Source organism: Vibrio sp. D431a, assembly GCF_030248655.1.
In the GTDB taxonomy this organism is placed as follows: domain Bacteria; phylum Pseudomonadota; class Gammaproteobacteria; order Enterobacterales; family Vibrionaceae; genus Vibrio; species Vibrio alginolyticus.
This window is the reverse complement of record NZ_JAHGAP010000011.1, coordinates 35,651-60,168: the sequence shown is the minus strand read 5'-3', so window position 1 is coordinate 60,168 and position 24,518 is coordinate 35,651. Positions and strand designations below refer to the sequence as shown.

The window sequence follows — 24,518 nt, the reverse complement described above, 5'->3', positions numbered from 1 at the left end:
GATGTTTTACAAACCAGCGGCTGCAAACACTTGATTAACTATTTCTTGTGCTTCTGCTTCGATTTGTTTTAGGTGCTCTTCACCTTTAAAACTCTCACAGTAAATCTTGTAGATATCTTCTGTGCCTGATGGACGAGCAGCAAACCAGCCATTCGCTGTTGTTACTTTTAGACCACCGATTGCAGCACCATTACCAGGCGCATGCGTGAGACGAGCCGTAATTGGATCACCCGCTAGTGTTTCAGCCGCGACCATTTCTGGCGACAACTTCTTCAGCACGTCTTTTTGTGGGCCATTTGCTACAGCTTGAATACGGTTGTACTTAGATTCACCGTGCTTCGCTGCAAGCTCTTCATAGTAATCTTGAGGGTTCTTACCCGTTACCGCAGTGATCTCTGCTGCTAGAAGGCATAGCAAGATGCCATCTTTGTCTGTTGACCAAGGCGTGCCATCTTTACGAAGGAAAGACGCACCAGCACTTTCTTCGCCGCCGAAACCAAACTTACCAGTGTACAGACCGTCTACAAACCATTTGAAACCAACAGGCACTTCACATAGCTCACGACCTAGATCCGCAACAACACGGTCAATCAGCGCACTTGAAACTAGTGTTTTACCAACAGCGACGTCTTTACCCCACGCGTCACGATGACGGTACAAGTAGTCAATACAAACGGCTAAGAAGTGGTTCGGGTTCATCAAACCTTTTGGCGTAACGATACCGTGACGGTCGTAGTCAGGATCGTTACCAAATGCTAAATCGTATTCGTCTTTCAGTGCCAATAGACCCGCCATTGCGTAAGGAGAAGAACAGTCCATACGCACAACGCCGTCTTTATCTAGTGACATGAATTGGAAAGAAGGATCGATCGATTCACTTACTAGCGTTAGGTCTAGGTTGTATGCTTGACCAATTTGACGCCAGTAATCGATACCGCTGCCACCCAATGGATCTACACCAATCTTCAGGTTCGCCTTTTGGATTGCTTCCATATCGATAACGTTCACCAGGTCATCGATGTATGGCTTCACCAAGTCCATCTCTACAAACAGATCCGATGCTTTTGCTTCTGCTAGTGGTAGGCGTTTAACACCTTGTAAACCTTCAGCAATCAATTCGTTCGCACGATCTTCGATAGCTTGAGTCAACTCAGCTTCAGCAGGACCACCATGTGTCGGATTGTATTTGATACCGCCGTCTTGTGGTGGGTTATGTGATGGGGTAATAACGATACCGTCTGCTTTTTCATCGTGTTTGATGTTGTAAGTCAGAACCGCGTGTGAAATACCCGGTGTTGGCGTGTAACCGTTGTCTTGTTGGACAATCACTTTCACACCATTTGCGATCAATACTTCAATCACACTTGAAAAAGCTGGTTCAGATAGCGCATGCGTGTCTTTACCCACAAACAACGGGCCAGTTGTGCCTTGCTCAGCACGAACTTCTGCTACCGCTTGAGCGATCGCTAAAATGTGGTTTTCGTTAAAAGTGTGCTTGTCTGCAGTACCGCGGTGGCCAGAAGTACCAAATTGAACTTTGTGTTCTGCGTTTGCCGTGTCTGGTTGAAGTAAGAAGTAGTTAGCAACGAGTGCTGGGATATTGTGAAGATCTTCCTGCTGCGCTTTTTGCCCAGCACGAGGGTGCATAGCCATGTTTGACATCCTTTCTTTCAATACAAATAAAATTAAAAAAGCCTCATAATATCCGCTCACTGCGACGCATTATGAGGCTTCTATCAGGTTTCTTAGATTGAACCTGTTACTTTTTCTATTAAGTCAGGTTGGAACCCCATGTGTGCCATCACTTGTTCAACCATCTGTCTTTTACGACTTGTATTGTTATTCGTGATAACCCAAAACGGTGTGCCAGGAATGGCTTTTGGCTTGGTCGTATTACCGTTTGCTAGCAAGGTTTCTTCATTGTCTGCAAAGTACACGCGTTTACGTCCTTTTACATTCGTAGCCTGGGCGAAACCTTCTGGATTCAATTTATGTAAGGTCGATAATACCAACATAAAGCGATCAATCGCTTTTTTTAGACCGGCAAACTCATCAGAAATAAGCAGCGAACGCATTTCTTTCACTACATCAACAGATTCCGTTTTACCCGCATCTTTACTTACTACAATCCCTTGTGGCTTCTCTACTACAGGCGCGGCTTTAGCTTCCTGCAACTGACCATCAAGGTTTAAAAGGCGTCGCAAAATATCCGAGGCGCTTTCACCGATATGCTTAGTTTGACTAGCTATATAACGGTATAGATCCTCATCAACCTCAATTGTTTTCATTCGCTTTTCACATTCTCAATGTTTAAACTCTGGGGGATTATAACGAGATCCACGCGGATACTCCACGTTAAACCCATCACGAATAAGATAAAATGTCAGCATTACTCAACTATAAGCAGGAAGGCCAAGGCCAAACAGTTGTTTTGATTCACGGATTGTTTGGTAGTTTAAGTAATCTGGGTCTACTCGCCCGCGATCTTATTAAAGATCACACGGTGATCAGTATTGATCTGAGAAATCACGGCCTCTCTTTCCACTCCGAAGTCCATAACTATACCGATATGGCAAAAGATGTGGCTCAGCTCCTTCAGCACTTAAACGTTGAGCCATCTATTGTTATTGGTCACTCCATGGGCGGAAAAGTCGCGATGGCTCTTGTGGACATTGCTCCAAATGTAGTCAAGCAGTTAGTCGTTCTCGACATGGCGCCTGTAGCCTACACTACGAACCGCCACGATAATGTTTTTAACGGCTTACATGCTGTTATTAATGAAAAACCAGCAAATCGACAGCAAGCCATGGATATCCTAGCTCAACATATTGAACTCGATGGTGTAAGACAATTTCTCTCTAAATCACTGTACAAAAATGGCGATAAGATGGATTGGCGGTTTAACGTACCGAGCCTTTTTGAGAATTATGACCAAATTATTGGCTGGCAAGAAATCACACCAACAGATATCCCAACTTTATTTATCAAAGGCGGCGACTCTGACTACTTAATGCCAGAACATCAGCCGGCAGTGAAGCGACAATTTAACCATGCTAAAGCACACATTATCGCTGGCACTGGTCACTGGTTACACGCCGAGAAACCGACAGAAGTAATGAGAGTCATTCGAAAATACATTTCGAGTTAACAAATTCGAAAAGCAACACTAGATTATTGAAATAACCCTTCTTGTAGTGCATTAACTTTACCGTTTAACAGTGGTATAGTGCGCCCAAGATTTTTCGGCATGAAGGGCTAAAATGCTTTACGACTATATGGATATGCTCGAGTCTATTGGGCTCGATCTTCTTTTTGCTGCTATCTTTTTTTTCATCGGGATGGCGATAAAAGATGTGCTAAAGCAAGGCAATGTACCTGTTTTTGGTCGTCGTATTGTGTGGTTAGTCCTTTTCCTAGGCTGTGCTGGCTTTATTGCAAAAGGTGTAATTCAGCTAACTTGGGAAGGCTCAGGGTTAGGTTAAACCCTTAGTAACATCGCCAATAACAAACAATGTAAAGGTATAGACTCTATGGCAAGTGTAGGTATCTTCTTCGGTAGCGACACAGGTAATACTGAAGCCGTTGCAAAGATGATTCAAAAGCAACTAGGTAAACATCTAGTTCACGTTCAAGACATCGCGAAAAGCAGCAAAGAAGACATTGATAACTTCGATCTTCTTCTTCTAGGTATCCCAACTTGGTACTACGGCGAAGCACAATGTGATTGGGATGACTTCTTCCCTGAGCTTGAGCAAATCGACTTCTCTACTAAGCTAGTGGCTATCTTTGGCTGTGGCGACCAAGAAGACTACGCAGAATACTTCTGTGACGCGATGGGCACAGTCCGTGATATCGTTGAATCTAAAGGCGGCACAATTCTTGGCCATACCTCGACAGAAGGCTACGAATTTGAAGCGTCTAAAGCACTTGTTGAAGGTGACGAAAGCCAATTCGTAGGTCTATGTATTGATGAAGACCGCCAACCAGAATTGACTGACGAGCGTGTTGAAAGCTGGGTTAAACAGATCTATGAAGAGATGTGTTTAGCTGAGCTAGAAGGCTAATCAAATTGAATGATGCAAAGACCTCCACTTGGAGGTCTTTTTGTATGTATTGTCACACAGCATCGGTAAGTACTTCCTCTTCGCGATACTGAGGTTTCTTTCTTACATAAAGCTTGCGTTGAACCTCTGAAACCACATTCCCCTGTTTATCTTTTACATGAGTAATAAACTCAGGAAAACACTTTTCTCCATTCCGTGTCATTTGATAAATGTTTTCCAGCATCCCTTCAGTGACCTCAAATTCTGCAAACAAATCACTTTGCCCCGGCTTAATAAAGTTAATGCTTGCCTCTTTATCCCACACATAATATTCCTCTCGTAGAATCCCCATCAGCATCAACGAGTAAATAGGATCAGTTAAAGAGAAAATACTGCCGCCATATTGGGTGCGATTGGCATTTTTATTCCACCAGCGAAGCTTTAAACGTACCTTTACAGTACGGAAGTCTTGAGAAATATGTAAGATTTTAATACCCGCCCCCCAAAAAGGAGGCCAAATATTGAGTGCGAACTTTACAATTCCTGGTTTGTATATCTTCGCTAGTCGCCTATTCATCGCTATCCCTGCCCTCTCCAAGCTTAATGTTACACAATTGTAACTGGTCAGAGCTGTAATATAATGGACCTGTTTCTAATTTACAAAAAGATTCTATTAACCCTTTGAAGTTCGTGGTTTAATGTTCCGAACGCTTATCCTATAATGGTAGGAAGATTGAATTCTGTTAAATCGCTGCAGATGATCCAACGGGAAAGTATATGTCAGATAATAATCAGGCGCTGAAGGATGCGGGTTTAAAAGTAACCCTTCCGAGGCTAAAAATTCTAGAAGTACTTCAGCAGCCAGACTGCCAGCACATCAGTGCTGAAGATTTGTACAAAAAGTTGATTGATCTAGGTGAAGAAATTGGCCTAGCAACTGTTTACCGAGTTCTAAACCAGTTCGACGATGCTGGTATTGTAACTCGTCACCACTTTGAAGGTGGAAAGTCAGTCTTCGAATTATCGACTCAACATCACCACGACCACCTAGTGTGCCTAGACTGTGGTGAGGTAATTGAATTTTCTGACGATCTTATTGAAGAACGTCAAAAAGAGATTGCAGCTAAGTACAATGTCACACTAACAAACCACAGCTTATACTTGTACGGCAAGTGTAGCGATGGTGGTTGTAAAGACAATCCAGATGCACACAAACCGAAAAAATAAGGGTTTGTTAATTTAAAAAGTAAACGTCAGCACATGCTGGCGTTTTTTGTTTCTAGAAGTCAGTACCTTAGACGTCAGTACTTTGGTTACAGAACAAAAGCTACTAAACACCCATCTTTTTTCTCCACAGTTTTGCACATCTATATAGCACTCTGTGGGATTAGGTATAAAAAATGCCAGCGTTTGCTGGCATTTTTTCATCGTTCTCAGCATTAATTGAGATTATTGATTCTCAATTTTTGCCCAGGTATCACGTAGACCAACCGTGCGGTTGAATACTAGATTATCTGCTGAAGAGTCTTTCGAGTCTGCACAGAAGTAACCCATACGTTCAAACTGGTAACCTTTTTCTGCTTCTGCAGAAGCTAGGCTAGGCTCGACGAAGCCATTGATCACAACTAATGATTCAGGATTGATAGTAGAAGCAAAATCTTCCGCTGCGCCTGGGTTTGGCACCGTAAATAAACGATCGTACAGGCGAATTTCCGCTGGAAGAGCTTTATCAGCTGACACCCAATGAATAACGCCTTTCACTTTACGACCATCTGCTGGGTTTTTACCTAGCGTATCTGCATCGTAAGAACAGAAGATCGTTGTGATGTTGCCTTCGGCATCTTTCTCAACGCGCTCAGCTTTGATCACGTAAGCACCACGTAAACGAACTTCTTTACCTAGCACTAAACGCTTGTACTTTTTGTTCGCTTCTTCACGGAAGTCTTCACGCTCAATCCACAATTCACGCGTGAATGGCACTTCACGCACGCCCATTTCTGGTTTATTTGGGTGGTTGGCAACTGTCAAGTTTTCTACTGCGCCTGCTTCAAAGTTTTCGATAACAACTTTAACAGGATCCAGTACAGCCATTGCACGCGGAGCGTTCTCGTTTAGGTCATCACGAATACAAGATTCTAATGAACTAAACTCGATCATATTTTCTTGCTTCGTTACACCAATACGCTTACAAAACTCACGAATAGATGCAGGTGTGAAGCCACGACGACGCAGACCTGAGACAGTCGGCATACGTGGATCATCCCAACCATTAACCAGTTTTTCAGTAACTAGCTGGTTAAGCTTACGCTTAGACATCACTGTATATTCAAGGTTTAAACGACTGAACTCGTATTGATGTGGACGGCTTTCGATCGTGATGTTGTCTAGAACCCAATCGTACAGACGACGGTTATCCATGAATTCAAGCGTACAAATAGAGTGCGTAATGCCTTCTAATGCATCAGAAATACAGTGCGTAAAGTCGTACATTGGGTAAATGCACCACTTATCACCAGTTTGGTGGTGCGTAGCAAAACGCACACGGTATAAAACTGGATCGCGCATGACCATGAATGAAGAACCCATGTCGATTTTAGCACGAAGACACGCTTTACCTTCTTCAAATTCACCAGCGCGCATTTTTTCAAACAACGCCAAGTTCTCTTCAACAGAACGGTCACGGTATGGACTTGGTTTACCTGGCGCCTTTAGTGTGCCGCGGTATTCACGAATTTGCTCTGGACTTAGCTCATCTACGTACGCTAAGCCTTTGTTAATCAATTCAATTGCATATTCGTAAAGCTTATCGAAGTAGTTTGATGAGTAACATACTTCACCACTCCACTCAAAGCCCAACCAGTTTACATCTTTCTTGATAGACTCAACGTATTCGATGTCTTCTTTTTCAGGGTTTGTATCGTCGAAACGCAGATTACATTGACCCTGGTAGTCCTGAGCAATACCGAAGTTCAAACAGATAGACTTAGCATGACCGATATGCAGGTAGCCATTTGGCTCCGGCGGGAATCGAGTATGCACGCTAGTGTGTTTACCATCCGCTAGATCTTTATCAATGATCTGGCGAATAAAGTTTGATGGACGAGCATCAGCTTCACTCATCTATAGCACCTCAAAAATATTAGTATTGTCAGAGAAAACGGAACCCTGTATCCAAGTATGGTTTCACAGAGTACATTGTTCCTAATGATCCACAATTCTAAGCAATTAGACAACAAGAACTCGCTCTAAAACGACAATATTTATCGAGTTAGCGTGAAAGCAAAGCAGATTCAAAGGGCCTAAACGAAAAAAGGCCTCCTGCGGAGGCCTTTTGCGATGTTGTAGTATCAATTGTTTGCAATACCAATAACAAACAATCACACCACTATTAAACAGTTAAGCTGGTAGCTGAACACCACTTAAGTCTTCATCTTTAGATACATTCTTCATCTCACCAGCAACAATCTCTGCTAGTGGACCAAGAATAACTTGTAGGTTGTTTGTACCTAGCTTCACAACTCCCATAGCTCCAAGATCTTTCAGAGTTTTCTCATTGATAACGCTCATATCTTTCACAGAAAGGCGCAAACGAGTAATACAGGCATCGATAGAACTTAGGTTGTCATGACCGCCAAGTGCTTTCAAGTACTGACGAGCAAGCTCTGAAGAATTGCTTGATCCAGCCACGTTAGATGAAGCTTCTTCATCATCTTCACGTCCCGGTGTTTTAAGGCCAAACTTAACAATCACGGTACGGAACACGAAGTAGTAAACCGCAAAGAAACCAAGACCTTGTACAATGAGCATGTACCAGTTTACCGCTAGCGGGTTACGAGTCGACAATACTAAGTCGACTAAACCAGCAGAGAAACCGAAACCTGCAATCCACTGCATTGATGCCGCGATATAAACTGATAGACCAGTCAGCGCTGCGTGAAGAACGTACAGTCCTGGAGCAAGGAACATGAATGCAAATTCAAGTGGTTCTGTTACACCTGTAAAGAATGAAGCAAACGCAGCTGCAATCATGATAGATGCCACTTTCTCTTTATTCTTTGATTTCGCAGTATGGTACATCGCTAGAGCAGCGCCTGGTAAACCAAACATCATGATTGGGAAGAAGCCCGCTTGGTACATCCCCGTAACACCTACCGTTGCCGTGCCTTCAGCTAATGATTTCGCACCGCCAAGGAAGTTTGGAATGTCATTAATACCAGCGACATCAAACCAGAACACTGAGTTTAGTGCATGGTGCAGACCAACAGGAATTAGAAGACGGTTGAAGAATGCGTAAACACCTGCACCTGCTTCACCCATACCTTGAATGCTTTCACCAAAACTTACCAGACCGCCGTAAACTGATGGCCAAACGTACATCAGGATGAACGCAATAACGATACCAGCAAAAGACGTTAGGATAGGTACAAGACGCTTGCCAGAGAAAAACGCCAGTGCTTTGTGCAGCTCTACGTGAGAAAAACGGTTGTACAACTCAGCAGAAACAATACCAACCAAGATACCGACGAACTGGTTATTGATTTTACCAAATGCAGCAGGTACTTCACTTGGGTCAATGCCTTGAATTTGTGATACTGCACCAGGGGCCAAAAGCGTTGTGACAACTAAGAAGCCCACGAAGCCTGAAAGTGCAGCGGCGCCATCTTTGTCTTTAGACATTCCATAAGCAACACCAACAGCGAACAATACTGACATGTTGTCAATGATCGCTGCACCAGCTTTAATAAGAAATGCAGCAAGTGCATTGTTTGCGCCCCAGCCATTTGGGTCGATCCAGTAGCCAATACCCATGAGTATTGCTGCTGCAGGAAGTGTGGCAACCGGCACCATAAGCGCCTTACCCACCTTCTGGAAGTATCCGAGAATGTTCACCTTAAGTTCCCCCTATAGGATTAGATGTTATGTTGAATGACTTATTTCAGCCGTCCAATTTAGTCATCCTAAGTTTATGATATTAATTTTGCTCCGCAAATTAAAAGCTCACCGTTTGTGATCATAATCACCACAATTTGCCCTTTCGGAAGGTTTTTGCTAGCGAGATCATAAAACTTATTTTATTATACGAAAAAATGGCGTTTTAAAGATAATATTCTCGCACTTTATGCAAGGCAGAATCAGTGTTATTTTGGTATCTAGGCGGGTAAATCACTGTAACTTTGCTCTGAAAAAGAATCATAAAAAACCATACAATTATTACTTTTCAGTTAGTTACTATGACAATAACATCGATAAAACGCGACTTGCTGTATGTGACTCGTTATCTAATTCAGTGATACAAACTAAGTACCCATATGACTGAAGCAGTCTCTACTTAGATAACGATATAGAAATTGAATTCTCATCTATAAGGACTAGCTGACTATGTACGCGCTAAGTAACTGTAAAATTTATACCGGTAGTGATGTTCTTACCGATCATGCGGTCATCATCGAAAACGATCTTATTCAATCTATTGTGCCGGTTTCTGAGCTACCTCAAAGCATCGAAGTAAAAGACCTTGCAGGCGCTAATCTAAGTCCAGGCTTTATCGATCTGCAGTTGAACGGTTGTGGCGGTGTAATGCTAAACGATGCAATTACCCCTGAAACCATGCAAATCATGCACCAGGCAAACCTCAAATCTGGCTGTACTAGCTTCCTGCCAACACTCATTACATCATCTGATGAAGATATGCGAACTGCAATTGCCGCAGCTCGTGAGTACCACAACAAATATCAAAATCAATCGCTTGGTTTACACCTCGAAGGTCCTTACCTTAACGTCGCGAAAAAAGGCATCCATAACGTCGATTTTATTCGCCCATCAGACGAAAGCATGATCGACCTTATCTGCGCAAACGCCGATATCGTAGCGAAAGTAACACTAGCACCTGAGCATAACGACCCAGAGCATATTGCGCGATTAAAGGCTGCTGGCATCGTGGTTTCAATTGGCCACACAAATGCAACCTACGCCGAAGCACGTAAAAGCTTTGAAGCAGGCATTACTTTTGCTACACACCTCTTTAATGCAATGACACCAATGGTTGGTCGTGAACCAGGAGTTGTTGGTGCAATTTACGATACTCCTGACGTTTATGCTGGCATTATTGCTGATGGTTTTCACGTCGACTACGCAAACATCCGAATTGCTCATAAAATCAAAGGTGAAAAGCTTGTTTTGGTGACGGATGCCACAGCTCCAGCAGGTGCTAACATTGATCACTTTATTTTTGTCGGTAAGAAAGTATATTACCGAGATGGTAAGTGTGTTGATGAAAATGGCACGCTAGGCGGCTCAGCTTTGACAATGATTGAAGCAGTTCAGAATTCAGTTGAGCACGCGGGGATCGCTTTAGACGAAGCTCTACGAATGGCCACGTTATACCCAGCAACAGCAATTGGTGTTGAGGATCGCCTTGGCCGAGTTCGAAAAGGGATGGTTGCAAACCTGACTATTTTCGATCGTGACTTTAAAGTAAAAGCGACGGTTGTTAACGGACAATACGAGCAAAATTAAGCATGAATGGCGGACAGATTGGTAATGTAGATTTAGTAAAACAGCTTAACAGCGCTGCGGTATATAGGCTGATTGATCAGCAAGGTCCTATCTCCCGTATTCAAGTCGCGGACGTGAGTCAGCTCGCGCCTGCTAGTGTTACCAAAATAACCCGCCAACTTTTAGAGCGCGGCCTTATTAAGGAGGTCGCCCAACAAGCTTCAACTGGTGGTCGTCGTGCGATCTCTTTGACTACTGAAGTCAAACCTTTTCATTCGATTGCCGTTCGCTTAGGTCGAGATTACGTACAGTTCAGTTTATACGATTTAGGTGGTACCGCGCTGGCAGAAGATCAGCATGAACTGCACTACACTAACCAAGCAGACTTAATCGCAGGACTTATCGATTTATTAAAAGATTTCGTAAGCCGATGCGAAGACAAAATTGATCAACTCATCGCTATCGGCATCACTTTACCGGGCCTTGTTAACCCAACAACTGGCGTGGTCGAATACATGCCTAATACCGATATCGATAATCTTGCTCTCGGTGAAATTGTTGGAGAGAAGTTTAATACAGCATGCTTTGTTGGCAACGACGTACGTGGCATGGCGTTGGCTGAGCACTACTTTGGAGCAAGCCAAGACTGCCAGGATTCTATTTTGGTTAGCGTCCACCGCGGTACTGGCGCAGGTATTATCGTTAACGGCCAGGTTTTTCTTGGTTTTAACCGCAACGTCGGTGAAATTGGTCATATCCAAATTGACCCGCTTGGTGAGCAATGCCAATGTGGAAACTTTGGCTGTTTAGAAACCGTAGCTGCAAACCCAGCGATTATTCAACGAGTGAAGCAACTGATTACTCAAGGATACGAATCAAGCTTAACCGACCTTGAAAACATCACAATTGAAGCGGTATGTCAGCACGCAATGAATGGTGATGAACTTGCGAAACAGAGTTTAGTGCGAGTGGGCAACCAGCTAGGTAAAGCGATTGCGATTACGGTTAACTTATTTAATCCACAGAAAATTGTAATTGCTGGCGATATTACTGCAGCACAAGATATTGTTTTCCCTGCAATTCAACGCAACGTAGAGAATCAATCTCTTAAAACTTTCCATAACGACCTCCCTATCGTGGCTTCTCACATTGATAAGCAGCCAACGATGGGCGCATTTGCGATGATTAAACGCGCTATGCTAAACGGAGTTTTGTTACAAAAGTTACTGGAAGACTAAGTTTATACAACCAATTGAGTTACAATCTCGGGCTGTGTTTTCACAGCCCGTTTTTGTATATCAGGAATACAGCTCAACAGTATGGAAATTATTCTAATTACAGCCGCTTTTTTAGCTGGTTTTATTGCGCTTAAATGCAGCCTCCCTCCCCTCGTTGGTTTTCTACTAGCTGGATTTGGCTTGCATGCATTTGGTTACCAAAGCAATGACGTTATTGTCACTCTCGCAGATCTTGGTGTTACTCTTCTTCTGTTTACTATTGGACTCAAACTCGATGTAAAAACCCTGCTGTCCAAAGAAATATGGGGAGGGGCAACCGCCCACAACATACTCTCTACCGCTTTTTTTGCCCTAGCGTTATCCGGCTTAAAACTACTGGGCTTGACTTCGCTAGCCAGTATGGACGGCAGCCAAATCCTGCTTTTAGCTTTTGCACTATCGTTCTCTAGTACCGTTTTTGCCGTAAAAGCATTGCAAGAAAAAGGCGAAATGAACGCGACCTACGGCACACTCGCGATCGGTATCTTGGTTATGCAAGATATTTTTGCCGTAGTATTCCTGACTGCTTCAACCGGAAAAGTCCCAGAATGGTATGCCATCGGTTTGTTCGCACTGCCTTTCCTTCGTCCCCTATTCTATAAGCTGCTCGATAAAGTTGGCCACGGCGAAATGCTGGTGCTATTCGGTATTTTCTTCGCGCTTGTTGTCGGTGCTGGGCTATTCGAGTTGGTCGGGATGAAACCAGACTTGGGCGCGCTAATTTTAGGCATGCTACTCGCAGGTCACCCAAAAGCCTCAGAACTATCCAAGTCATTATTCAATATGAAGGAGCTCTTTTTAGTCTGCTTCTTTTTGAACATTGGTTTATCCGCCTCATTGAGCGTGAATGGCGTCGTTCTCGCCCTGCTATTTATCTTACTGCTACCAATCAAAGGACTCTTGTACTTCGTCACTATTAATCATTTTAAGTTTCGAGTACGTACCTCTTTGCTCGCCTCTTTATCACTATTTAACTACAGTGAGTTTGGTCTTATTGTTGCTGGGTTGGCCTATAAAATGGGCTGGATGCCAAGTGATATGCTTGCTGCGATTGCGGTTGCGGTGTCGGTATCCTTTGTAATTTCCGCGCCACTTAACCGCCTTAGCCATAAAATTTATCAACATTCAGGTAAGTGGCTGCAAGAGACAGCGGTAGAAAAGCTCAATCAACGCGACCAACTCATCAACCCAGGTCATGCCCAAGTATTGATCTTAGGTATGGGGCGTATTGGAACGGGCGCTTATGATGAGCTACGTTCACGCTATGGCAAAATTTCATTGGGTATAGAAATTCGTGAAGACGCTGCACATCATCATCGTTCAGAAGGAAGAAATGTGATTTCTGGTGATGCCACCGACCCGGATTTCTGGGAGCGAATTTTAGATACAGGTCATGTAAAACTGGTTCTGCTTGCAATGCCACATCATCAAGGTAACCAAACAGCACTTGAGCAGCTTAAACGCAGAAAATATAAGGGGCAAATTGCCGCTATCGCCGAATACCCAGATCAATTGGAAGGCTTACTTGAAAATGGCGTTGACGCAGCATTCAATATTTATAGTGAAGCTGGTAGCGGTTTTGCTCGACACGTCTGTAAACAACTTCAACCTAAATTCACACCAATTAAATAAGCAACAGCACTGATATTTTTCGGAAGGCTTTCTATTGATAGAAAGCCTTTTTTGTATAGTTTTTATACCAAACCTTGATCTCATTCACCAAAACAACGGTTGAGTTAAATATTTTCCATACAACAAGGCCTTTTATCATTTTTTTAATCACAAAACGTTGCTTTTTTTATTAGTAATGGCAAATTTAAACCATACCGATTAGAAATTGTTTAGTTTAGTAAGGATGTAGTATGTGTTCAGTATTTGGCATTTTAGACATTAAAAGCGATGCAGCCGCATTGCGCCCTATCGCATTAGAGATGTCGAAAAAACTTCGTCACCGTGGCCCAGACTGGTCTGGGATTTACTCTTCAGAGCGTGCTATTTTAGCGCACGAGCGCTTGGCGATTGTTGGTCTAAATAGTGGTGCACAGCCGCTATACAGCCCTGATAAGAAGCTCATCCTTGCCGTCAATGGTGAAATCTACAACCATAAAGAAATTCGTGCTCGTTACGAAGGAAAGTACGAATTTCAAACCGATTCAGACTGTGAAGTCATTCTTGCACTTTACCAAGATATGGGTGCAGATCTCCTTGAAGAACTAAACGGTATTTTCGCTTTTGTGCTCTACGACGAAGAAAAAGATGAGTATTTAGTCGGCCGTGACCATATTGGTATTATCCCTCTTTATCAAGGTCACGATGAGCATGGTAACTACTATGTGGCATCAGAGATGAAGGCTCTTGTTCCAGTATGTAAAACAGTAAGTGAATTCCCTCCTGGTAGCTACTACAGCTCTAAAGATACTCAGCCAACACGTTACTATGTTCGTGACTGGAACGAGTACGCAGCAGTACAAGGTAACAGCACTAGCAAAGAAGAATTGACGGAAGCGCTAGAAGCGGCTGTTAAACGCCAACTAATGACTGACGTGCCTTACGGTGTACTTCTTTCAGGCGGTCTAGATTCTTCTATTACATCTGCGGTAGCAAAACGCTTTGCAGCGATGCGTATTGAAGATGATGAAAAGTCTGAAGCTTGGTGGCCTCAACTGCACTCTTTTGCTGTTGGCCTAGAAGGCGCGCCTGACCTGAAAGCCGCTCGCGAAGTTGCCGACCAAATTGGTACCGTTCACCACGAAATGACGTACACGATTCAAGAAGGTTTGGACGCGATTCGTGACGTGATTTACCACATTGAAACGTATGACGTGACGACTATCCGCGCATCAACACCTATGTTCTTAATGGGTCGTAAGATCAAAGCGATGGGTATCAAGATGGTATTGTCTGGTGAGGGCGCTGACGAAATCTTTGGTGGCTACCTTTACTTCCACAAAGCGCCAAACGCGAAAGAGTTCCACGAGGAGACTGTGCGTAAACTGCTTGCTCTGAACATGTTCGACTGTGCTCGTGCTAACAAGTCGCTGGCAGCATGGGGAGTTGAAGGACGCGTACCTTTCCTAGATAAAGAGTTCATTGATGTAGCAATGCGCTTGAACCCAGCAGACAAGATGTGTGGCAACGGTAAAATGGAGAAACACATCCTTCGTGAGTGCTTCGAGCACTACCTGCCAGAATCGATCGCATGGCGTCAAAAAGAGCAGTTCTCTGATGGCGTTGGCTACAGCTGGATCGATACGCTGAAAGAAGTAGCAGAACAGAAAGTGACAGACCAGCAGATGGAAACAGCTCAATATCGATTCCCATACAACACGCCAACGACAAAAGAAGGCTACGTGTACCGTGAAATCTTTGAAGAGTTATTCCCACTTCCATCAGCAGCAGAGTGTGTACCAGGAGGCCCTTCAGTAGCGTGTTCTTCAGCGAAGGCGATTGAATGGGATGAATCGTTCCAAAACTGTGTTGACCCATCAGGTCGTGCAGTACAGACCGTTCACAACGACTCATACTAATTCTCTACGATAAAGATAAGGGTTGGTTCGTCCAACCCTTTTAAAACAGACAAAAAATTAGATACGATCAAAAAGAGGTGCTTTTGCACCTCTTTTTATGTTTGATGGAATTAGGCTATTTTAAATCTAAATCACTATTGTCTATGCTGACAGGCACACGCTTGGTGATCATCTGAACTAGCATAATTGAGCGTTTCTCACCATCTTGTTCTTGGAAGATGGCATCTATGCCCGCAAATTGACCGCTTTTAACTCTAATTTGATCGCCTGGTTTTGGCATACATTCAGAAACGGTATTGTCATTACAACACTTTTCTAGCTGCATCAATTCGAAGACCAAGTCACCTTGAACTTCTTTCGGTTGAGCACCAAAACGCACAAAGTCAACAACACCTCGAGTAGAGCGGACTGAGGTGAAGTTTGGCCCTTGCTCATAATCAAAGTAAGCGAATACGTAACAAGGAAACAGCGGTTCCTCGACTTTTTGTCTTTTACCGCGCAAAATCTTCTCAACTTCTACAGTTGGATAAAAGCACTCTACACCTTGGTTTTCAAGGTGTTGTTTCGCCCTAACCTGCTCCCCACGTTTACAATAAAGTAGATACCAACGTTTCATCTTTTTACTAGCCAATTCTATTTTGTTTTTATCCTAGCATTAAGCCAAAGTTGAGTCATTGATATTCAGTTTATCTATAAAAGTATGATTATACATCGCTCGCATTAACGAAATTTTTCAGCAACTTACGATAAAGAAGTCCATAGGCAAAAATGGAAATTAAGTTTGTAACACAACCAATACACCATCATATAATCTGCAAATCCAACCAAAAACAGCCACTTAACAAACAAAAATAGTTGAATGGCAAAATTTTATTATTTGTCACTCGTTGAATTGCATTGTATACGTAGAAGTCGTTAAAAAATGTAATAACTATTATTAGAAGAGCTTATGTCAAACCAACATCAATATTTTGGTCATCCACGTGGCCTGTTCTTATTGTTCGGTACTGAACTGTGGGAACGCTTTTCTTACTACGCAATGCGTGCCATTCTCGTGCTTTACCTTACTGATACAACAATGAATGGCGGCCTTGGCTGGTCAACCAAAGACGCATTAGACCTATACGGCATATACACAGGGCTTGTGTATATCACGCCTCTTATCGGTGGTTACCTAGCAGATAACTATTTAGGTCAACGTCGCTCAATTTTGCTTGGTGGCGCGTTAATGGCCATCGGCCAGTTTACTCTTGCACTTCCTGCTGATGCTTTAGGTATTGGTTCGCTACACAGTTTCTATTTAGGTCTTGGCCTACTTATCACTGGTAACGGTCTCTTTAAGCCAAATATCTCAACCATGGTTGGCGACCTTTATCAAGAAGGTGACAACCGTCGTGACGGCGCATTCACTATCTTTTATATGGGTATCAACTTAGGTGCATTACTTGCCGGCGTCGTTTCTGGCTCTGTGACAACCTCTTACGGTTGGAAAGCAGGCTTTGTTACCGCTGGTGTGGGTATGCTGGTTAGCCTAGTGATGCAAATGGTACTGGCTCAATCATGGCTTGGTGATATTGGTCGCGAACCAGCGGCGAAACGAGATCTAAATAACAAAAACGCCACCACGAAGCAGCCACTCACCAAAGAAGAAGTGAATCGACTAAAAGTAATTCTGGTCATGAGCTTGTTCACTATTGTCTTCTGGGCAGGCTTTGAACAAGCAGGTGGCCTGATGAACATCTACACTCAACAATATACTGATCGCATGATTGGTGGTTTCGAAGTTCCTGCTGCGTGGTTCCAATCACTAAACCCATTTTTCATTATTACTCTAGCGCCAGTTCTGGCTGTCCTTTGGGTAAAATTGGGTAAACGTGAACCTACTTCGCCAGTGAAATTTGCGATGGCACTATTTTTCTTGGCGATTGGTTTCCTTTGTATGGTTGGCGCAGTGCTAGAACAAGGTGGAGATACAACAGTAAAAACATCGATGTTATGGTTGGTCGGCGCTTTCTTCTTCCACACATTAGGCGAGCTGTGTTTATCACCAATTGGTCTTTCATTGGTGACTAAATTAGCACCGCTTCGCTTAGCTTCACTTATGATGGGTGCATGGTTTGGCTGTAATGCGATTGCTAACTATGTTGCGGGCTATGTGGGCTCTCACGTAGGCGAGTTAGGCGCTATGGCTATCTTTAGTGGTATTGCGGTCAGCGCAACCGTAAGTGGCGTAATTTTGCTCCTATTCTCTAATACACTCGTTCGCTGGATGCATGGCGCTGAAAATACGCACAGCACGGCAGAGCAAGTAGAAGAGCAGCAAGTACAAGTTGCTTGATCGCTCAACTAAACGTAGAAAGGGTCGCTATTGCGACCCTTTTTTGTATCTAAAGTTTAGATTGAACTAACTCAACCATCATCTCGATATGAAGTTCACTATCGTTCAAACAAGGGATGTAGGTAAAGTTTTCGCCACCAGCTTCAAGGAAAATCTCTTTACACTCTTCCGAGATCTCTTCCAACGTCTCTAAACAATCTGACGAAAATGCAGGGGTCACAACATTAATATTTTTCACACCCTTTGCAGGAAGTGCCTCTAGGGTCTTATCGGTATAAGGTTGAAGCCACTCTTCTCTCCCAAATCGGGACTGATACGTCATGCCAATTTGTTGTTCGCTTAAACCTAACGCTTCCCCAAGCAAGCGAGTCGTCTCTTCACAATGCTGTGGGTAAACATCACCATTGTCAGCATAGCGTTTTGGAATACCATGATAAGAACACAGCAGGTAATCTCCCTGACCATTCTTTTGCCAATGTTCACGAACTGAATGCGCTAACGCTTCAATATATTTCGGGTGATTGTAATAATCACGAATAAAGCTAAAGCCTGGCATCACCGGCAGGTTTTTAAATGCTTTAGTGATTCCGTCAGAAACCGCTGCCGTTGTTGTGCCCGAGTATTGCGGATACAAAGGTAAAACAATGACTTCATCAACGCCTTGCGCCAATAGGGCTTCAAAGCCTGATTGCAAACTTGGGTTACCATACGTCATACCAAGCTCTACAGGTATATCAAGCTTTTGTGCTAACTTTTCCGTTTGGCGTTGAGAGTACACCATCAACGGCGAGCCCTCTTCCATCCATACTGATTGATAGAGTTTGGCAACTTTAGGAGCTCGGATAGGAAGGATAACGCCGTGCAATAGTGGACACCAAAGCCATCGAGTCATGTCTACCACTCGGTGATCATGAAGAAACTGACTTAAAAAGCGCTTTACGGCAGGAGCGGTTGGTGCGTCAGGAGTTCCCAGGTTAACTAGGAGTACACCCTGTTTATTATTCTCTTTCATAACATCCTATTCATGGTAAACGGCTTGGTTCATATATTTAAGTAACCTCGAAGTAACGAATAGCCGAGCTGAAGTTAATTAGATATATGTTTACGAGTAAACTAAAAAAAGCGACCACTTGGGCCGCTTTCAATATATCAAAATATTAAATTTTTGACTTCAGCAAATTAAGATAGTGCTTTCTCAATATCCGCACTAACTTCAGCTACTTGCTTAGTACCATCAAACTTAAGGTACTTAGTCTTGCCTGCTTCAGCTTCTTTGCCGTAGTAGTTGATTAGCGGTGCAGTTTGCTCGTGGTAAACACCTAGACGAGCACGTACTGTTTCTTCTTTGTCGTCATCACGAACAACAAGATCTTCACCAGTTACATCATCTTTACCTTCCACTTTAGGCGGGTTGTAAACCACGTGGTAAGTACGACCAGAAGGAAGGTGAGCACGACGACCAGCCATACGCTCAACAATCACATCGTCTGCAACGTCAAATTCGATAACGTAGTCTACGTCTACGCCCATTTCTTTTAGGCCGTCAGCTTGAGGGATAGTACGTGGGAAACCATCTAGTAGGAAACCGTTTGCACAGTCTTCTTGAGCGATACGCTCTTTGATAAGACCAAGGATGATTTCATCAGAAACTAGCTGACCAGCGTCAATAACAGCTTTAGCTTGTTTACCAAGCTCTGTACCTGCTTTGATAGCAGCACGAAGCATATCACCAGTAGAGATTTGTGGAATACCGTATTTTTCCATGATGAAGTTTGCTTGTGTGCCTTTACCTGCACCTGGAGCACCTAGAAGAATGATGCGCATGATTTATCCTCTTTAATATTTAAGATTTATACCGAAGCTCACAATAGCTGACCTCTTAGACATCAAACCTGAGAAGCACCTGCAACGATAAGTTTCGGTATAACGTATATAGGCGAGCAAAAATACACGCCTTATTACTCACATTCAAGTCGCAGATTCTATCACAGGTTCTCTGAGCAAAGAGTGTATTAAGACTAAAGAATGTTAACAGTACCCTCTTTCACGCTCTATTGATTATTAACTCAGCACTTGAGATGCAAAATTTTGCGACAACAAACAAAAAGCTCGCGAAATGCGAGCTTTTTGATTTGCAGAGGTTATTACACCTTAGTCAAAAGTTGATTAACGGCTCCTAAGAACTCTGTTGGATCCTCAATAGAGCCTCGCTCCGCTAGCATTGCCTGACCAAGCAGAACTTCAACCCAGCGACCAAACGCTTCTTCATCGGCTTCGTCAGCCATACGCTTAACCAATTCGTGCTCAGGGTTTAGCTCAAAGATGTATTTCACTTCCGGCACAGCTTGACCAGCTGCCGCAAGAAGCTTCGCCATTTGAGTGCCCATTTCGTAATCGTCCGTTACCACAACAGCAGGCGTAGATGCGAGTTTGAAGGTCGTACGAACTTCTTTCACACGATCGCCTAGGTAAGACTTCGTGCGCTCTACAACCGACTTGAACTCTTCTTCGGTTTCTTTTTGCTTCTCTTTTTCTGCTTCATCTTCAAACTGACTTAGATCAAGCCCAGCCTTAGTGATTGACTGGAACTGTTTACCATCAAACTCAGTTAAGTAGTTCATCAGCCACTCATCAATGCGGTCGTACATCAAGATAACTTCAATGCCTTTCGCTTTGAACTGTTCTAAGTGAGGGCTGTTTTTCGCAGCTGCATAGCTGTCTGCCGTCAAGTAGTAGATCTTATCTTGACCTTCTTTCATGCGCTCAACGTAAGACGCCAAGCCCACAGTTTGCTCAGAAGAGTCCACTTCAGTTGAAGCAAAGCGCAATAAACCTGCAACTTTCTCTTTGTTTGCAAAGTCCTCCGCAGGGCCCTCTTTCATCACAAGACCAAACTCTTTCCAGAATGATTGGTATTTCTCTTCGTCATTCTTGGCCATACGCTCGAGCATCGTTAGCACGCGCTTAGTACAAGCATTACGTAGAGACTGAGTCACTTTATTGTCTTGTAAGATCTCACGCGATACGTTTAGCGGTAAATCGTTTGAGTCTATTAAACCACGTACGAAGCGTAAGTATGACGGCATAAATTGCTCTGCATCGTCCATAATGAATACGCGCTGTACGTAAAGTTTTAAGCCTGATTTGTGGTCGCGGTTCATCATATCCCAAGGTGCTTTCGATGGGATGTATAGTAAGCTCGTGTAGTCGTTTTTACCTTCTACACGGTTATGACTCCAGACCAATGGATCGGCAAAGTCATGTGATACGTGCTTGTAGAACTCTTGATACTCTTCTTCTGAAATATCAGATTTGTTACGCGTCCACAGTGCTTGGGCTTTGTTGATTTGCTCCCACTTTTTCTCATCTGTTTCCTTGCCTTCGTCATCACGAACGACAGTTTGGATTGAAATAGGAATGCCGATGTGATCAGAGTACTTACTGATAACGTCACGTAGACGCCACTCATTCAAAAACTCTTTACCCTCTTCACGCATATGAAGAATGATGTCGGTACCACGTGACTCTTTGGTAATGTTTTCGATGGTGTACTCACCTTCACCCGCTGAGTGCCATTGTACCGCTTCATCAGCGGCTAGACCCGCAGCGCGAGTGCGCACGGTAACGGCGTCAGCAACGATAAATGCCGAGTAGAAACCAACACCAAACTGACCAATAAGCTGAGAGTCTTTGCTCTGCTCTTCAGATAGCTTTGAGAAAAACTCAGCTGTACCAGATTTTGCGATTGTTCCTAAGTGCTCAATCACATCATCACGGCTCATACCGATACCGTTATCAGAAATGGTTAAGGTATTTGCGCTTTCATCAAACGACAGTTTCACGCAAAGGTCTGCATTACCTTCGTATAGATCTGGGTTAGATAACGCCTGAAAGCGCAGTTTGTCTGATGCATCTGATGCGTTAGAGATCAGCTCGCGCAAAAAGATCTCTTTATTTGAATAAAGAGAATGGATCATTAAATGCAGTAGTTGTTTTACTTCTGATTGAAAACCACGAGTTTCTTTATTTTGAGATACGGTTTCGCTCATGTGTGCTCCATAACATCTAAACTAATTGGCTTTTTCATAGGGACAAGTTTGTGACTTTCCCCTTGAAATCACCTTACCGAGATGTCATTTAACATGTGGCTGACAAATGTAAATTCAAGGTCAATATTGCTAAAAACGGTGTTTTTTTAGAAAATTTTAATTATCCTACCCGTCTAAAAGCATCTAAAATGTCGTGCGCACTCCAAGCGCCCCGGTAATTTTGTGACATAAATCACCATAATTACAACATCATCCATCTAAGAAGAACTAAATGACTAACATTGGCACCAAATTTCTACTTGCTCAAAGGTTCACCTTTGATCCAAATAGTAATTCGCTCGCTGACCAACAAAACGGCAACGACGTTGTACGATTAGGAAGCAACGAAAGCCGTATACTTCTGATGTTGGCAGAGAGACCAAACGAAGTTTTAACCCGTAACGAGCTTCACGAGTTTGTTTGGCGTGAGCAAGGTTTTGAGGTGGATGACTCAAGCCTGACTCAAGCGATTTCTACTCTGCGTAAGATGTTGAAGGATTCAACAAAATCTCCAGAGTTTGTTAAAACGGTACCTAAACGTGGCTACCAACTCATTTGTTCAGTGGAACGCTTGAGCCCATTTTCTACTGACTCTAACACTGACGTTGAAGAAACCGCTTCTGAACACGAAGCGCCAGCAGTGGAGTTAGAAGCGAGCGATACACCACCAACAGAGATAGTGACCGATACTACTGCTGATATTGAGCCTCAAGTAGAGCCGACTAAAACTCAGCCGAAGCCAGCATCTAACACGATTAACTGGCTACCGCGTGTCATTATCTTTTTGTCTCTGCTGCTTCCTGTTTGCGTATTGTTATTCACGAACCCTGCGGAATCCCAATTCCGTCAGATTGGTGAGTATCAAAGTGTACCGGTGATGACACCTGTAAATCACCCTCAAATCAACAACTGGTTGCCTTCAATAGAGCAATGCATTGAGCGCTACGTGAAGCACCATGCAGAAGACTCGTTGCCAGTGGAAGTGATTGCCACTGGTGGACAAAATAACCAGCTGATTCTGAACTACATTCATGACAGTAACCACTCTTACGAGAACGTAACACTGCGTATTTTCGCAGGTCAAAACGATCCAACAGACATCTGCAAATAAAGGAGGCCAATATGAAGATTAAATTAGCATCTGCGGTTTTGGCCGTATCCGTTCTTTTCAGTAGTTGGTTGTATTGGGGAAGTGACCTAAAAGTGGAGCAGCTCCTCACAGCAAACGAATGGCAGTCGACCATGGTGACAGTCATTACAGACAGCTTGCCTGACGATACTGTCGGCCCACTACGCCGAGTTAATGTTGAATCAAACGTGAAATATCTCCCTAATGGTGACTATATTCGCGTAGCAAATATCAAACTATTCGCTCAAGGTTCAACCGCAGAATCAACGATAAATATCTCGGAAAAAGGCCGCTGGGAAGTAAGTGACAACTATTTGTTGGTCTCGCCTTCGGAGTTTAAAGATATTTCATCTTCTCAATCAAAAGACTTTTCCGAAGCACAGCTACGTTTGATTACTCAAATTTTTAAGCTAGATGCGGAGCAAAGTCGTCGTATTGACGTCGTGAACGAAAAAACACTATTGCTCACTAGCTTGAACCACGGTTCTTCGGTACTGTTTAAAAACTAATTTTGATTGGATGATAAGGGGGCAAGACGCCCCCTTTGTTTTGCTTATGGATTGGCTAGATACCCTTACCCTTTTTTTCGGTTCACTAATCGCCAACACGCTGGCTTCACTTTCCGGTGGCGGAGCAGGCTTGCTTCAATTCCCTTTACTCATCTTTCTCGGCTTACCGTTCTCCGTTGCGCTAGGCACACATAAAGTGGCTTCGGTCGCTTTAGGCTTAGGCGCAGCAAGCACGCATTTAAGATCAGGCACTATTAAATGGAAAATCGCGCTCTACCTTATCTTGTCCGGTAGTATTGGCGTGATTTTAGGGGCTAACTTAATTGTACAGATCCCTGATGGTATCGCGGAAAAGATGCTCGGTACGATGATCCTAGCGCTAGGTATCTACTCGCGATTTAAGACATCGCTAGGCCAAGCTGAAGTAATACGCAACCGTCATCCTATTGGTTGGGTTATTGGTGGAATTGGCTTACTGTTTATCGGCATCATTAACGGATCTCTTACCGCAGGTTCTGGTTTGCTCGTGACACTATTTTTGGTGCGCTGGTTTGGTTACGACTACAAACAAGCCGTTGCTTACACCATGATTTGTGTCGGCCTGTTTTGGAATGGCATTGGAGGCATTGCCGTCGCACAGGCAGGGACCCCTATTCACTGGGCTTGGCTGCCTGTTTTATTGTTAAGCTCATTTCTAGGCGGCAGTTTAGGCGCATGGGCCGCGACTCGATACAGTAACAGAGTGATTAAAGTTGCATTCGAAATTCTCACGTTTGCCGTGGGCATCAAGTTGCTGGTTTAAAAAGATTAAAAGGAAAGTTTCATGGATAAAGCAATCATTGATATTTATTACTGCCGCCAGTGCAACTGGATGTTGCGTTCAACTTGGCTATCGCAAGAATTACTGCATACTTTTAGCGAAGAAATAGAAACAATCAGCTTACACCCAGACACAGGTGGTCGCTTCGAAATTTTCTGTAATGGCCAACAAATTTGGGAACGGAAAAAAGACAGCGGCTTTCCTGAAGCCAAGGTGCTAAAACAGCGCGTTAGAGACATTATCGACCCAGAACGCGATTTAGGACATTCAGACACAAAATAGGGAGCAATTC

General features: G+C 43.5%; 22 protein-coding genes. 13 read left to right on the top strand and 9 right to left on the bottom strand.

Annotated elements, in window-relative coordinates:
- Window positions 1-6: 6 nt before the first annotated feature.
- Together pgm and seqA are read right to left on the bottom strand one after the other, a co-directional pair.
- Window positions 7-1,653, bottom strand: a complete 1,647-nt coding sequence (gene pgm / locus KJB35_RS09450) for a phosphoglucomutase (alpha-D-glucose-1,6-bisphosphate-dependent) (protein WP_213908052.1) — start codon at window positions 1,651-1,653, stop codon at window positions 7-9.
- A 92-nt stretch (window positions 1,654-1,745) separates the two neighbouring features.
- Complete coding sequence (seqA, locus tag KJB35_RS09445; protein ID WP_005382149.1) at window positions 1,746-2,288, bottom strand: replication initiation negative regulator SeqA; 543 nt, start codon at window positions 2,286-2,288, stop codon at window positions 1,746-1,748.
- A gap of 92 nt (window positions 2,289-2,380) precedes the next feature.
- On the opposite strand from seqA, the gene KJB35_RS09440 reads away from it, so the two are divergent.
- From KJB35_RS09440 to fldA, 3 genes are all read left to right on the top strand, one after another.
- Entirely contained in the window at window positions 2,381-3,148 is a 768-nt protein-coding gene (locus tag KJB35_RS09440) for an alpha/beta fold hydrolase (RefSeq protein ID WP_017819953.1), read from the top strand.
- A gap of 112 nt (window positions 3,149-3,260) precedes the next feature.
- Window positions 3,261-3,482: a DUF2788 domain-containing protein gene (locus tag KJB35_RS09435; RefSeq protein WP_005393038.1), complete on the top strand. Its 222-nt coding sequence runs from the start codon at window positions 3,261-3,263 to the stop codon at window positions 3,480-3,482.
- 48 nt (window positions 3,483-3,530) lie between these two features.
- Window positions 3,531-4,064 carry a flavodoxin FldA gene (fldA, locus tag KJB35_RS09430; protein ID WP_005382146.1) on the top strand — a complete coding sequence of 178 codons (534 nt, stop codon included), beginning with the start codon at window positions 3,531-3,533 and terminating at the stop codon, window positions 4,062-4,064.
- 52 nt (window positions 4,065-4,116) lie between these two features.
- Here fldA and KJB35_RS09425 read toward each other — a convergent pair whose 3' ends face one another.
- Window positions 4,117-4,620 carry a DUF4442 domain-containing protein gene (locus KJB35_RS09425; protein WP_005382144.1) on the bottom strand — a complete coding sequence of 168 codons (504 nt, stop codon included), beginning with the start codon at window positions 4,618-4,620 and terminating at the stop codon, window positions 4,117-4,119.
- A gap of 200 nt (window positions 4,621-4,820) precedes the next feature.
- Here KJB35_RS09425 and fcrX point away from each other — a divergent pair, with 200 nt between their 5' ends.
- A complete protein-coding gene (gene fcrX, locus KJB35_RS09420; protein ID WP_005382141.1) occupies window positions 4,821-5,270 on the top strand; it encodes a ferric iron uptake transcriptional regulator FcrX in 450 nt (149 codons plus the stop codon).
- Between the two features lie 222 nt (window positions 5,271-5,492).
- Here fcrX and glnS read toward each other — a convergent pair whose 3' ends face one another.
- On the bottom strand, window positions 5,493-7,163 hold the full coding sequence (gene glnS, locus KJB35_RS09415) for a glutamine--tRNA ligase (protein WP_005382124.1): 1,671 nt from the start codon (window positions 7,161-7,163) through the stop codon (window positions 5,493-5,495).
- A gap of 276 nt (window positions 7,164-7,439) precedes the next feature.
- Window positions 7,440-8,933 (bottom strand): N-acetylglucosamine-specific PTS transporter subunit IIBC, encoded by a 1,494-nt coding sequence (gene nagE / locus KJB35_RS09410; protein WP_285357741.1) that lies wholly within the window; start codon window positions 8,931-8,933, stop codon window positions 7,440-7,442.
- Window positions 8,934-9,422: 489 nt separating this feature from the next.
- Between nagE and nagA the strand changes: the two genes are divergently transcribed.
- The 4 genes from nagA to asnB all read left to right on the top strand — a co-directional run bounded on the left by nagA (window position 9,423) and on the right by asnB (window position 15,342).
- A complete protein-coding gene (gene nagA / locus KJB35_RS09405) occupies window positions 9,423-10,559 on the top strand; it encodes an N-acetylglucosamine-6-phosphate deacetylase (protein ID WP_005384983.1) in 1,137 nt (378 codons plus the stop codon).
- Window positions 10,560-10,561: 2 nt separating this feature from the next.
- Window positions 10,562-11,776 carry an ROK family protein gene (locus tag KJB35_RS09400; RefSeq protein ID WP_005382105.1) on the top strand — a complete coding sequence of 405 codons (1,215 nt, stop codon included), beginning with the start codon at window positions 10,562-10,564 and terminating at the stop codon, window positions 11,774-11,776.
- Window positions 11,777-11,857: 81 nt separating this feature from the next.
- The gene (locus KJB35_RS09395; RefSeq protein WP_005384981.1) at window positions 11,858-13,447 is read left to right on the top strand and encodes a cation:proton antiporter family protein; all 1,590 of its coding nucleotides are present in this window, start codon (window positions 11,858-11,860) and stop codon (window positions 13,445-13,447) included.
- 230 nt (window positions 13,448-13,677) lie between these two features.
- Window positions 13,678-15,342 carry an asparagine synthase B gene (asnB, locus tag KJB35_RS09390; protein ID WP_005382100.1) on the top strand — a complete coding sequence of 555 codons (1,665 nt, stop codon included), beginning with the start codon at window positions 13,678-13,680 and terminating at the stop codon, window positions 15,340-15,342.
- A 115-nt stretch (window positions 15,343-15,457) separates the two neighbouring features.
- On the opposite strand, the gene rfaH is transcribed toward asnB, so the two are convergent.
- Window positions 15,458-15,958, bottom strand: coding sequence for a transcription/translation regulatory transformer protein RfaH (gene rfaH, locus KJB35_RS09385; RefSeq protein WP_005382098.1), 501 nt, complete (start codon window positions 15,956-15,958; stop codon window positions 15,458-15,460).
- A 333-nt stretch (window positions 15,959-16,291) separates the two neighbouring features.
- Between rfaH and KJB35_RS09380 the strand changes: the two genes are divergently transcribed.
- Entirely contained in the window at window positions 16,292-17,680 is a 1,389-nt protein-coding gene (locus KJB35_RS09380) for a peptide MFS transporter (RefSeq protein WP_238842780.1), read from the top strand.
- A gap of 49 nt (window positions 17,681-17,729) precedes the next feature.
- On the opposite strand, the gene hemH is transcribed toward KJB35_RS09380, so the two are convergent.
- From hemH to htpG, 3 genes are all read right to left on the bottom strand, one after another.
- A complete protein-coding gene (gene hemH / locus KJB35_RS09375; protein ID WP_213893637.1) occupies window positions 17,730-18,692 on the bottom strand; it encodes a ferrochelatase in 963 nt (320 codons plus the stop codon).
- Window positions 18,693-18,859: 167 nt separating this feature from the next.
- Window positions 18,860-19,504, bottom strand: a complete 645-nt coding sequence (gene adk / locus KJB35_RS09370; protein ID WP_005382094.1) for an adenylate kinase — start codon at window positions 19,502-19,504, stop codon at window positions 18,860-18,862.
- 320 nt (window positions 19,505-19,824) lie between these two features.
- Window positions 19,825-21,729 carry a molecular chaperone HtpG gene (htpG, locus tag KJB35_RS09365; protein WP_285357733.1) on the bottom strand — a complete coding sequence of 635 codons (1,905 nt, stop codon included), beginning with the start codon at window positions 21,727-21,729 and terminating at the stop codon, window positions 19,825-19,827.
- Between the two features lie 271 nt (window positions 21,730-22,000).
- Between htpG and KJB35_RS09360 the strand changes: the two genes are divergently transcribed.
- Genes KJB35_RS09360 through KJB35_RS09345 form a run of 4 tightly spaced genes read left to right on the top strand, consistent with a single transcriptional unit; the run spans window position 22,001 to window position 24,508 of the window.
- A complete protein-coding gene (locus KJB35_RS09360) occupies window positions 22,001-22,879 on the top strand; it encodes a transcriptional regulator (protein ID WP_064353705.1) in 879 nt (292 codons plus the stop codon).
- A gap of 11 nt (window positions 22,880-22,890) precedes the next feature.
- Entirely contained in the window at window positions 22,891-23,406 is a 516-nt protein-coding gene (gene toxS / locus KJB35_RS09355; protein WP_005382091.1) for a transmembrane regulator ToxS, read from the top strand.
- A gap of 46 nt (window positions 23,407-23,452) precedes the next feature.
- Window positions 23,453-24,208, top strand: coding sequence for a sulfite exporter TauE/SafE family protein (locus tag KJB35_RS09350; protein ID WP_031781351.1), 756 nt, complete (start codon window positions 23,453-23,455; stop codon window positions 24,206-24,208).
- A gap of 21 nt (window positions 24,209-24,229) precedes the next feature.
- A complete protein-coding gene (locus KJB35_RS09345) occupies window positions 24,230-24,508 on the top strand; it encodes a SelT/SelW/SelH family protein (protein WP_005382088.1) in 279 nt (92 codons plus the stop codon).
- Window positions 24,509-24,518 lie beyond the last annotated feature (10 nt).

Coding starts and splice junctions, on each gene's coding strand:
- KJB35_RS09350 (WP_031781351.1), top strand. CDS start 23,453: ATGGATTGGCTAGATACCCTTACCCTTTTTTTCGGTTCACTAATCGCC.
- htpG (WP_285357733.1), bottom strand. CDS start 21,729: ATGAGCGAAACCGTATCTCAAAATAAAGAAACTCGTGGTTTTCAATCA.
- KJB35_RS09425 (WP_005382144.1), bottom strand. CDS start 4,620: ATGAATAGGCGACTAGCGAAGATATACAAACCAGGAATTGTAAAGTTC.
- adk (WP_005382094.1), bottom strand. CDS start 19,504: ATGCGCATCATTCTTCTAGGTGCTCCAGGTGCAGGTAAAGGCACACAA.
- pgm (WP_213908052.1), bottom strand. CDS start 1,653: ATGGCTATGCACCCTCGTGCTGGGCAAAAAGCGCAGCAGGAAGATCTT.
- nagA (WP_005384983.1), top strand. CDS start 9,423: ATGTACGCGCTAAGTAACTGTAAAATTTATACCGGTAGTGATGTTCTT.
- toxS (WP_005382091.1), top strand. CDS start 22,891: ATGAAGATTAAATTAGCATCTGCGGTTTTGGCCGTATCCGTTCTTTTC.
- hemH (WP_213893637.1), bottom strand. CDS start 18,692: ATGAAAGAGAATAATAAACAGGGTGTACTCCTAGTTAACCTGGGAACT.
- seqA (WP_005382149.1), bottom strand. CDS start 2,288: ATGAAAACAATTGAGGTTGATGAGGATCTATACCGTTATATAGCTAGT.
- KJB35_RS09395 (WP_005384981.1), top strand. CDS start 11,858: ATGGAAATTATTCTAATTACAGCCGCTTTTTTAGCTGGTTTTATTGCG.
- asnB (WP_005382100.1), top strand. CDS start 13,678: ATGTGTTCAGTATTTGGCATTTTAGACATTAAAAGCGATGCAGCCGCA.
- KJB35_RS09440 (WP_017819953.1), top strand. CDS start 2,381: ATGTCAGCATTACTCAACTATAAGCAGGAAGGCCAAGGCCAAACAGTT.
- KJB35_RS09435 (WP_005393038.1), top strand. CDS start 3,261: ATGCTTTACGACTATATGGATATGCTCGAGTCTATTGGGCTCGATCTT.
- KJB35_RS09345 (WP_005382088.1), top strand. CDS start 24,230: ATGGATAAAGCAATCATTGATATTTATTACTGCCGCCAGTGCAACTGG.
- rfaH (WP_005382098.1), bottom strand. CDS start 15,958: ATGAAACGTTGGTATCTACTTTATTGTAAACGTGGGGAGCAGGTTAGG.
- KJB35_RS09400 (WP_005382105.1), top strand. CDS start 10,562: ATGAATGGCGGACAGATTGGTAATGTAGATTTAGTAAAACAGCTTAAC.
- glnS (WP_005382124.1), bottom strand. CDS start 7,163: ATGAGTGAAGCTGATGCTCGTCCATCAAACTTTATTCGCCAGATCATT.
- KJB35_RS09380 (WP_238842780.1), top strand. CDS start 16,292: ATGTCAAACCAACATCAATATTTTGGTCATCCACGTGGCCTGTTCTTA.
- fldA (WP_005382146.1), top strand. CDS start 3,531: ATGGCAAGTGTAGGTATCTTCTTCGGTAGCGACACAGGTAATACTGAA.
- KJB35_RS09360 (WP_064353705.1), top strand. CDS start 22,001: ATGACTAACATTGGCACCAAATTTCTACTTGCTCAAAGGTTCACCTTT.
- fcrX (WP_005382141.1), top strand. CDS start 4,821: ATGTCAGATAATAATCAGGCGCTGAAGGATGCGGGTTTAAAAGTAACC.